Genomic DNA, 8,736 nt, shown 5'->3' with positions numbered 1-8,736 from the left:
CTGATTCGGGCCTTCGCGGGCAAGCTGCAAGGCTTAGAGAACACATGGAGGCGCATCCGGAGTTCAAGCTGGTCGATCTGGCGCACTCGTTGGTCACGACGCGCAGTTCGTTCGAGCGGCGCGCCGTCGTCGTGGCGCGGACGCGGGAGGCGGTTCTTGCGGCCCTCGATGCGTTGAGCGCGGGGAATGCGCACGCCGATGTCGTGGTGGGTGATGCCGATACGGCGGGGAAGATCGCCTTCGTCTTTCCGGGCCAAGGCTCGCAGTGGACGGGGATGGCGCGCGAGCTTCTCGAGGCATCCGACGTCTTTCGCGCGCGCATCGACGCGTGCGCCCAGGCCTTGGCGCCGTACATCGACTGGTCGCTTCTCGACGTCCTTCGCGGCGAGCCGGGAGCTCCCTCCTTGGAGCGCATCGACGTGGTGCAGCCTGCGCTCTTCGCGATGATGGTATCGATCGCGGCGCTCTGGCGATCCTTGGGCATCGAACCCGATGCCGTCGTGGGCCATAGTCAAGGCGAAATCGCGGCCGCCTGCGTCGCCGGCGCCCTCTCACTCGAGGACGGCGCCCGCGCCATCATGGTGCGCGCCCGCGCGCTCGGAAAATTGGAAGGCCGCGGCGCCATGGCCGCCGTCGAGCTCCCGGCCGCCGACCTGACGCCCTACCTCGCGCGCTGGGGTGAGCGCCTCGCCATCGCAGCGATCAATAGCCCGCGCTCCACCGTCGTCTCCGGCGACGACGAAGCGATCGACGCACTGATGACCGAGCTCGCGGGCGCCGACGTCTTCGCCCGCAAAGTGGGCATCTCCTCCCATAGCGCCCAGGTCGACGTGCTTCGCGACGAGATCCTCCAGCAGCTCGCGGTCATCGCCCCGCGGGCGCCGGAGGTGCCGTTTCACTCGACCCTCACCGGGGGCAAGCTCGAGGACACCGCCCTGGATGCCGAGTACTGGTTTCGCAACCTGCGGCACACCGTTCGCTTTGCCGATGCCGTTCAGGGGCTCTTGGCCGATGGGCATCGCTTCTTCGTCGAGGCGAGCCCCATGCCCACGCTGACCTTCACCTTGCACGCGAGCCTCGACGGCGCACGCGGGACCGAGAAAAACGACGACGGCGGCGTGGTCACCGGCTCCCTGCGCCGTGGCGAGGGGGACATGGGCCGCGTTCTTCTCTCGATCGCCGAGCTCCACGTGAACGGCCTGGCCATCGACTGGGCGAAGATCCTTCCGCCCGGCCTCACGGTCGCTCTTCCCACGTACGCCTTCCAACGCGAACGGCATTGGCTCTGCGCGCCGAAGGCCTCGGGCGGCCCGAGCTGGATCCCCAGCAAACACCCGCTCCTCGGCGCCGCGAGCATGGTCGCGGACAGCGGGACGTGGCTCTTCAACGGCACCGCGTCGCGACGCACGCCGGCGTGGGTCGGCGATCACGTGGCGCTCGGGCGGACGCTTCTTCCCGGGGTGGCCCTGTTCGGGCTCGCGCAAGCGGCCGCCTCGTGCAGCCACCCCACGCGGGTGCTGGTGCTGCGCGAAGCCATGGTGCACACGCCCGTCTTGGTGCCCGAACGCGGCGAGCTTCGCCTGCAGGTGAGCGTCGCCCCCGACGACGACACGGGCGAGGGCATTCGCGTCCGCATCCATAGCAGCCCGATCGCCCAGCGCGCGGACGACGTCGTGTGGACGCTCCACGCGGAGGGTTCCTTCGAGCCGCGCGATGCCCTGCCCTCGCCCCCACCCGCGCTCTGGGAGGTTCCGCCGAAGCACGCCGAGGCGGAGTCGCTCGACGGGTACTATGCCGCACTGCAGGAGCACGGCCTCGCCTATGGCCCGACGTTTCAGACGCTGCGCGCATCGTTCCGCGACGGCAACGGGCGCTGGGTCCGCAGCGAGCTCCCCGAGGCGCTGCAATCCGAGGCCGGCACGTACGCCCTGCACCCGGCGCTGCTCGATGGAGTCCTGCATGCGCTCGGTCTGTGGCAGGCCGAGGCCCAGCAAGGCATGTTTCTGCCGTTCTCCCTCGAGGGCATGACCGTGTGGCGCGAAGGGGCCACCGCGGTCTGGGCCCACGTGGAACGCCATGGCGAGGGCGAGGAAATCCATCGCGCCGAGGTGGTGCTTTATGACGACCACGGTGTGCCCGTCGGAGAGCTCCGCGGGCTTCGCCTGAAACGGGCCGACGAGGCAGCCATGCGCCGCGCGACCGGCGCCGAGCGGCATCGATATGAATTGCGATGGGATCGCGTTGCAGCCCGCGAGGGCCGTCCGGGCTTCGACGGGTTCCTCCACGATTGGCCCGCGCCCTCGACCGATGCCGAGACCCTGGTCGCGAAGACCCACACGCAGACGGCCGAGGCGCTCGCCGAGTTGCAGGCGCTCGTGGCCCGCGAAGAGCCTCCCCGCCGCGTCGTATGGCTCACGCGGGGCGCCGTCGCGACCGGCGATGCCGATCCCGCACTGTCGCTGGCGCAGTCACCGCTCTGGGGCCTCGGCCGCACCGCCCGCAACGAGCACCCCGAGCTCGGGCTGCGCCTCATCGATGTCGGCACGGGCAACGTCGACGCAAAGGTGCTCGACGCGGCACTGGCGATGGACGACGAGCCCGAGTTGGCCATTCGCGATGGCCAACTGCTCGCGCCACGGCTGGTGCGCCCGGGGCCCTCGCCGGACGAAGCCCTGCCCGCGATCGAGCAGCACGCCACGTACCTCGTCACCGGTGGTCTCGGTGCGCTGGGCCTCGAGGTCGCACGATGGCTCGCCCAACGCGGGGCCGGGCACATCGCCCTCGTCTCTCGGCGCCCGGCGACCGACGATGCGACGATCCAGGCGCTCGATGCGCTGCGTGCGCTGGGCACGACGGTCACCGTGGCGGCGTGCGACGTCGCTGACCCCGACGCGGTGCGTGGACTGGTCACCACCTTGGCGGGACTGCGCGGCATCTTCCATTGCGCCGGGGTGCTCGACGACGGGGTCCTTCGCAAACAGACCGCCGAGCGTTTTGCGGCGGTCATGGCGCCGAAGGTCGCCGGCGCGTGGAACCTGCATCGCGCCACGGAAGGCCTCACACTCGACTTCTTCGTGCTGTTCTCCTCCGTCGCGGGGCTCCTCGGCGGCCCCGGCCAAAGCAACTACGCGGCGGCCAATGCTTTCCTCGACGCCCTCGCCCACCACCGCCGGACGCGCGGGCTCTCCGCGACCGCCCTCGCCTGGGGCTACTGGGCCGTGCAAAGCAACATGACGGCACACCTCCAGCAGGCGGACATCGCGCGCATGGCCCGCCTCGGCCTCGCGCCGCTCGCGGTGGACGAAGGAATGCGCCTCTTCGAACGCGCCCTGGAATCGGGTGACGTGCTCTCCGTGCCCGTGGCCTTCGACCTCGCCCGCATGCGCACCTCCCTTTCCCGCTCGGGCTCGGGCGAAGCCATTCCGCCGCTGCTTCGCGCCCTCATCGCCGCGCCCTCGCGCAACGCGTCCTCGGCATCACCGCTCCTTCGCGCGAAAATCAAGCGACTGCCCGAGGCGGAGCGCGTCCGGGCGGTGCTGGACATCTTCTGCGAAAAAGCGGCGCAGAAACTCGGCCTTCGTTCGGCACGCGACATGGCGCACGATCGATCGCTGCTCGAGCTCGGGTTGAACTCGCTCATGGCCGTCGAGCTGCGGCAAGAACTGAGCGCGCACCTCGGGATCAAGCTGCCGGCCGCCCTTCTTTTCGAGTCCCCCACACCGCGCAAGGCCGCCGCGGCCATCCTGCGAAAGCTCGAGGCCGAGCACGACGACGGGGATACCGCGCCCGCGCTCGATCTCCCCGCGGGCCTGCTCGCGCTGTTTCGCAGAGCGTACGCCGAAGGCCAGCACGACCACGCCTGGGAGCTCCTCGAAATCGCCGCCCGCGCCCGTGCTCCCCGCATGGCCTCCGAGGCCTCGCAAGGCAGCGCCCCTGCACCGGTCTGCCTCGCACGGGGCGAGGCGCGACCGCGGCTGTTCTGCTTTCCCTCGCTCGCCGCGCCGACGGGCCCCATTCAGTACGCCCGCCTGGCGGCATCGCTCAAGGAACTCCGCGAAACGTGGGTTCTCCCGCACACCGGATTCGGCACCGGCGAGCCGCTCCCCCGCGAAGCCGCCGCGGTCATTCGCGATCATGCCGATACCGTACTTCGATATAGCGCCGACGAACCTTTCGCCCTCATGGGATGTTCCTCGGGCGGGTGGATCGCCTACGAAGTCGCGCGCGAGCTCGAACGCCGCGGCGTTTCGCCCGCCGGTGTGGTGCTGCTCGATACGTACCTGCCCGACGAGGTCCCACCGCGCTTCCAAGAGGCCCTGCGGCGCGTCTGGATGGGGCAGCTCGACTCCGCACCCCGCATGGACGACGAGCTCACCGCCATGATGTGGTACTTCCGCCTCTTCGCCGGCTACCGACCCGCGCCCATAGCCGCACGCACTTTGGTCATTCGGGTCGCGGAGCCGCTGCCGGGCATGGGCGACGGCGACGCATGGCGCGCGCATTGGGAGCACCCGCACGACGTCATCGAAATACCGGGCGACCACGTCACCATGATTGCCGAACACGCAGGCGCATCGGCGCGCGCCATTCACGATTGGCTTTAATTCAACCCAGAACGGAGGACCCCATGTCCAAGCAACTCGACCATCCGCGTGGTTCGGCCATCGTCATTGGCGCGAGCATGGCCGGTCTCTGCGCAGCCCGCGCATTGGCCAATCACTTCCAAAACGTCACCGTCTTCGAGCGTGATGCATTGCCCAATAGCCCGACCGACCGACGCGGGGTCCCCCAAGGCCGTCACTTTCACGGCCTGCTCATCGCCGGCCAGCGCCGCCTGGAAACATGGTTTCCGGGGTTCACCAAGGACCTGATCGCCGGCGGTGCCGTCCCCATCAGCCTCACGCGCGACGGTCATTTCTACATGAATGGGGGCACGCGCGTTCGATTCGATTCCGACTTGAAAATGCCGGCCTGCTCGCGCTCGTTGCTCGAGCACCATGTGCGGGAGCGCGTTCGCGATTTGCGGCGCGTGACCTTCCGCGCCGAGACGACCATTGCCGATCTCACGAGCACCGACGACGGCCGGCGCATCACCGGGGTGCGGCTGGGCAATGGAGTGACCTACCGCGCCGATCTCGTGGTGGACGCATCGGGCCGGGGCGCCCGATCGCTGCGCTGGCTCGCGCCGCTCGGCTACGAGCCGCCCCCCACGGACAACGTGACCATCGACGTGGGCTATGCGACACGCGTCATCCGCCCGCCCGAAGGAGAAATGCGCGATTGGCGCTTTGCCATGGTCTCCGCCGATCCGCCCACGCGACTGTGCGCCCTGTATCCCATGGAAAGGGGGCGCTGGGTGGTCACGCTCGCGGGGTATCACGGCGATCATCCGCCCACCGACGACGCCGGCTATTTGGCATTCGCCAAGAGCCTCCCCAGCCCCGTGGTGGCCGATCTTCTGACCCGATCCGAGCCGCTCGGCCCCGTCGTGGGGTATCGCTTTCTCTCCAGCCAACTGCGCCACTTCGAGCGAGCCGCGCGTCTGCCGCACGGCCTCATCGTACTCGGCGACGGCATTTGCAGCCTCAATCCCGTTTATGGACAGGGCATGACGTCTGCGGCCTTGCAGTCGGAGGCCCTCGATGCCACCTTGGAGCGCACCCCGGGCCTCGATGCTCAACTTGCCCGCGCATTTTACCGGCGGGCAGCCAAATCCGTCGTTCCGCTCTGGCAGATGGCCACCGGCGGCGACCTGACCCTTCCCGGCACCGCCGGGCCCACGCCCTTCCTGGTCGCCGCAGCACGGCGCATGGCCAATTGGTACATGCAGCGATTGATGCGCGCGGGTTCGGTCTCCGCAACCGTCAGCCAGCGCATGCTCGAAGTGCTCCACCTGGTGAGCCCACCGTCGGCGCTCCTTTCCCCCGGCATGATCTACCGCGCCCTCGGCGGACAGCCCTGATCGCAAAAGGAATATCCATGTACCTGACACGCAATATGCTCGCCGACCGCGGCGCCGCGTTCGATTGGTCCGACTTCTTCGCGCGAGGCAACGTCGACCGGCACCTCGGCCAATTGGATCCCCTCACCTTGGTCAACGATCTTCGCGACCTTCTCCGCGAGAACCGCCCGCAGTTCACCTTCGTGGTGACCCGCATGCTGCGCGCGCTGCTCCAGAACGTCGACACCCCGGGACGCAAGGTCCTGGAGCTCGGCGCCGGCACCGGATTTCTCACGCGATGGCTCGTTTCGATTTACGGCATGAAGGGCACACTCGTCGACAACAACGTCGAGGCACGGCGCGCCTTCGACGCACTCGACGATGACACCAAATCGAGCATCGACTACGTGATGTCCGACCTCTTCGCCTATCGCCCGAGCGAGCGCTTCGACGTCGTATGCAGCTTTGGGGTCATCGAGCACTTCGCCGACAAGACCGACATTCTGCGGGCCCACGCCGATCAACTCCACGACGATGGTCGCTTGCTTCTTCTGGTGCCGATGGATACACCCCTATCGCGTCTCTTTTACGAACTCCACCCGGAGCTCAATCTCGGATACCGCGAGCTCTGGAGCGCACGCGAATTTCAAACGATGTTGGAAGGATATGGCTTCGACGTCGAGCGGCTCGAGACGAGCCGCGGTTACGTCTATGACATGATGGGCGCCGTCTGCCGGCGAAGGAGGAATATCCAATGAGCTCTGGAAGTACGGTATTGGTCGTCGGCGCCGGCACCATGGGCGCCGATCTCGCGCTCGATCTGGCGAGCCACGGCCACTCGGTCATTTTGAAAGACATCGACGAGGGGGCCCTCGTGCGCGCCAAGGCACGGTTCGCCGAGTTGTGGCGGCTCGTGAACCTCATGGATCGCCAGCGATACGCGGGCCGAAAGCTGGACGACGTGCTGGCCCGCATCGTGATGAGCACGCGCTACGAGCACGCAAGCGAAGTGCGCTTCGTCATCGAAAACATCGTAGAAAACGTGGAGTCGAAGCAACGCGTCTACCGCGAACTCGGGCCGCTGCTTTCCCCGGAAACCGTGTACGCGGTGAACTCGTCGTGCATCTCCATCACCAAGGTCGGCTCCTGGATGCCCCGCCCCGACCGGGTCATCGGCATGCACTTGCTCAACCCGGTGCCGCTGAAGCAACTGGTGGAGGTGATTGTCGGGCACCATACTTCGAAGGAGACGATCGCCGAGGCCGAGGCGCTGCTCCGCTCCCTCGGCAAAGATGCGGTGGTGGTCAACGACAGCCCGGGCTTCGTCACCAACCGCATCTTGATGCTGACCATCAACGAGGCCGCCTTCGTGGTGCAAGATCGGGTGGCCTCGCCGGACAAGGTGGATCGCATTTTCACCGATGGGTTCGGGCACAAAATGGGGCCGTTGGCCACCGGCGATCTGATCGGCCTGGATACGATCCTCCACTCCCTGGAGGTGCTCTACCAGAGCTACTGCGATCCCAAATTCCGACCGTGCCCTCTTCTGGTGAAGATGGTCGACGCCGGGCTGCTCGGGCGAAAGAGTGGAAAAGGCTTTTTCGATTACGCGGAGACACCATGATGCGGGCGGAAGGAAAAGACGTCAAATGCGTCGTCTGGGATCTCGATGGCACGCTGTGGGACGGCGTCCTGACGGAATCGGGCGCCGTCGCGCTGAAGCCGGAGATCCCGAGCATCCTACGCACCCTGGACGAGCGCGGGATTTTGCTTTCGATTGCCAGCAAGAACAACTTCGAGGACGCCGCGACCAAGCTTCGGGAGGAGGGCTTGTGGCACTATTTTCTTTACCCGGAGATCCATTGGGGCGCCAAATCGGAGTCGATCGCGCGCATTCGCCAGAACCTCAACATCGGCGCCGACAGCATCTTATTCATCGACGACGATCCCTTCGAGCGCGGTGAAGTGGCCAGTACGCACGCCGAAGTTCAATGTGCCCCCGCGGAAACGTACGGCGAGCTCGTGGCCGACCGGCGCTTGATTCCTCGGTTCATCACCTCCGATTCCGCGCGCCGGCGGCAGATGTACATCGAAGACGACCAGCGAAAGCGCGCCGAGGAGACCTTCACCGGGCCAAACGAGGGCTTCCTGCAAAGCCTGGGCATGCGCTTCGCCATCTCCCACGCCGGCGAGCACGATCTCCAGCGTGCCGTGGAGCTCACGGTGCGCACGAACCAGCTCAACGCCACGGGGAAGACGTATTCGTACGAGGAGCTCGATGCCTTTCGACGCTCCGACCGGCACGCGCTCTACATGTGCGAGCTCACCGACATCTATGGTTCTTATGGCAAAATCGGACTTGCACTCGTCGAGAAAGACGAGACAACATGGCATTTGCGGTTACTATTGATGTCGTGCCGCGTGATGTCGCGCGGCGTTGGAACCGTGCTTCTCGGCTTCATCATGCGCGAGGCCTCTCACACCGGCGTACGCCTCCTCGCCGACTTCGTCCCCACCGATCGAAACCGCGCCATGCTCGTCGCCTTCAAATTCAACGGCTTCCGCGAAACCGACACCCGCGACGCCAAAATACACCTGGGCAGCACGCACATTCTCGAAGCCGACCTCTCGCGCGCCCCCCCGTTCCCCGACTACCTCGTCGTCACCACACCTTCCTCATGAATGGGCGGGCGCGATTCTCGAGCAGAAGGGAGAAAACCGCCAGGACGCCAAAAAGAGTCGCCAGGATCGCCACGTGAACCAACCATAAACCCTTCTTTTTTTTGTTTATTGCC

General features: G+C 66.7%; 5 protein-coding genes. All 5 read left to right on the top strand.

Annotated features, from left to right (window positions below):
* Window positions 1-44 precede the first annotated feature (44 nt).
* The 5 genes from LVJ94_06275 to LVJ94_06255 are packed head-to-tail and all read left to right on the top strand — an operon-like array spanning window position 45 to window position 8,623.
* The gene (locus LVJ94_06275) at window positions 45-4,604 is read left to right on the top strand and encodes an SDR family NAD(P)-dependent oxidoreductase (GenBank protein WXB06839.1); all 4,560 of its coding nucleotides are present in this window, start codon (window positions 45-47) and stop codon (window positions 4,602-4,604) included.
* A 23-nt stretch (window positions 4,605-4,627) separates the two neighbouring features.
* Window positions 4,628-5,962 carry a hypothetical protein gene (locus LVJ94_06270; protein ID WXB06838.1) on the top strand — a complete coding sequence of 445 codons (1,335 nt, stop codon included), beginning with the start codon at window positions 4,628-4,630 and terminating at the stop codon, window positions 5,960-5,962.
* 17 nt (window positions 5,963-5,979) lie between these two features.
* The gene (locus LVJ94_06265) at window positions 5,980-6,699 is read left to right on the top strand and encodes a class I SAM-dependent methyltransferase (protein WXB06837.1); all 720 of its coding nucleotides are present in this window, start codon (window positions 5,980-5,982) and stop codon (window positions 6,697-6,699) included.
* Window positions 6,696-7,565 (top strand): 3-hydroxyacyl-CoA dehydrogenase NAD-binding domain-containing protein, encoded by an 870-nt coding sequence (locus LVJ94_06260; protein ID WXB06836.1) that lies wholly within the window; start codon window positions 6,696-6,698, stop codon window positions 7,563-7,565. The genes LVJ94_06265 and LVJ94_06260 overlap by 4 nt, the downstream gene beginning before the upstream one ends.
* A complete protein-coding gene (locus LVJ94_06255) occupies window positions 7,562-8,623 on the top strand; it encodes an HAD-IIIC family phosphatase (GenBank protein ID WXB06835.1) in 1,062 nt (353 codons plus the stop codon). Before LVJ94_06260 ends, LVJ94_06255 begins: the two co-directional genes overlap by 4 nt.
* Window positions 8,624-8,736 lie beyond the last annotated feature (113 nt).

This window comes from Sorangiineae bacterium MSr11367, assembly GCA_037157805.1.
GTDB classification, from domain to species: domain Bacteria; phylum Myxococcota_A; class Polyangia; order Polyangiales; family Polyangiaceae; genus Pendulispora; species Pendulispora rubella.
This window is presented reverse-complemented; position numbering and strand designations above follow the sequence as displayed.

Coding starts and splice junctions, on each gene's coding strand:
- LVJ94_06260 (WXB06836.1), top strand. CDS start 6,696: ATGAGCTCTGGAAGTACGGTATTGGTCGTCGGCGCCGGCACCATGGGC.
- LVJ94_06255 (WXB06835.1), top strand. CDS start 7,562: ATGATGCGGGCGGAAGGAAAAGACGTCAAATGCGTCGTCTGGGATCTC.
- LVJ94_06275 (WXB06839.1), top strand. CDS start 45: ATGGAGGCGCATCCGGAGTTCAAGCTGGTCGATCTGGCGCACTCGTTG.
- LVJ94_06265 (WXB06837.1), top strand. CDS start 5,980: ATGTACCTGACACGCAATATGCTCGCCGACCGCGGCGCCGCGTTCGAT.
- LVJ94_06270 (WXB06838.1), top strand. CDS start 4,628: ATGTCCAAGCAACTCGACCATCCGCGTGGTTCGGCCATCGTCATTGGC.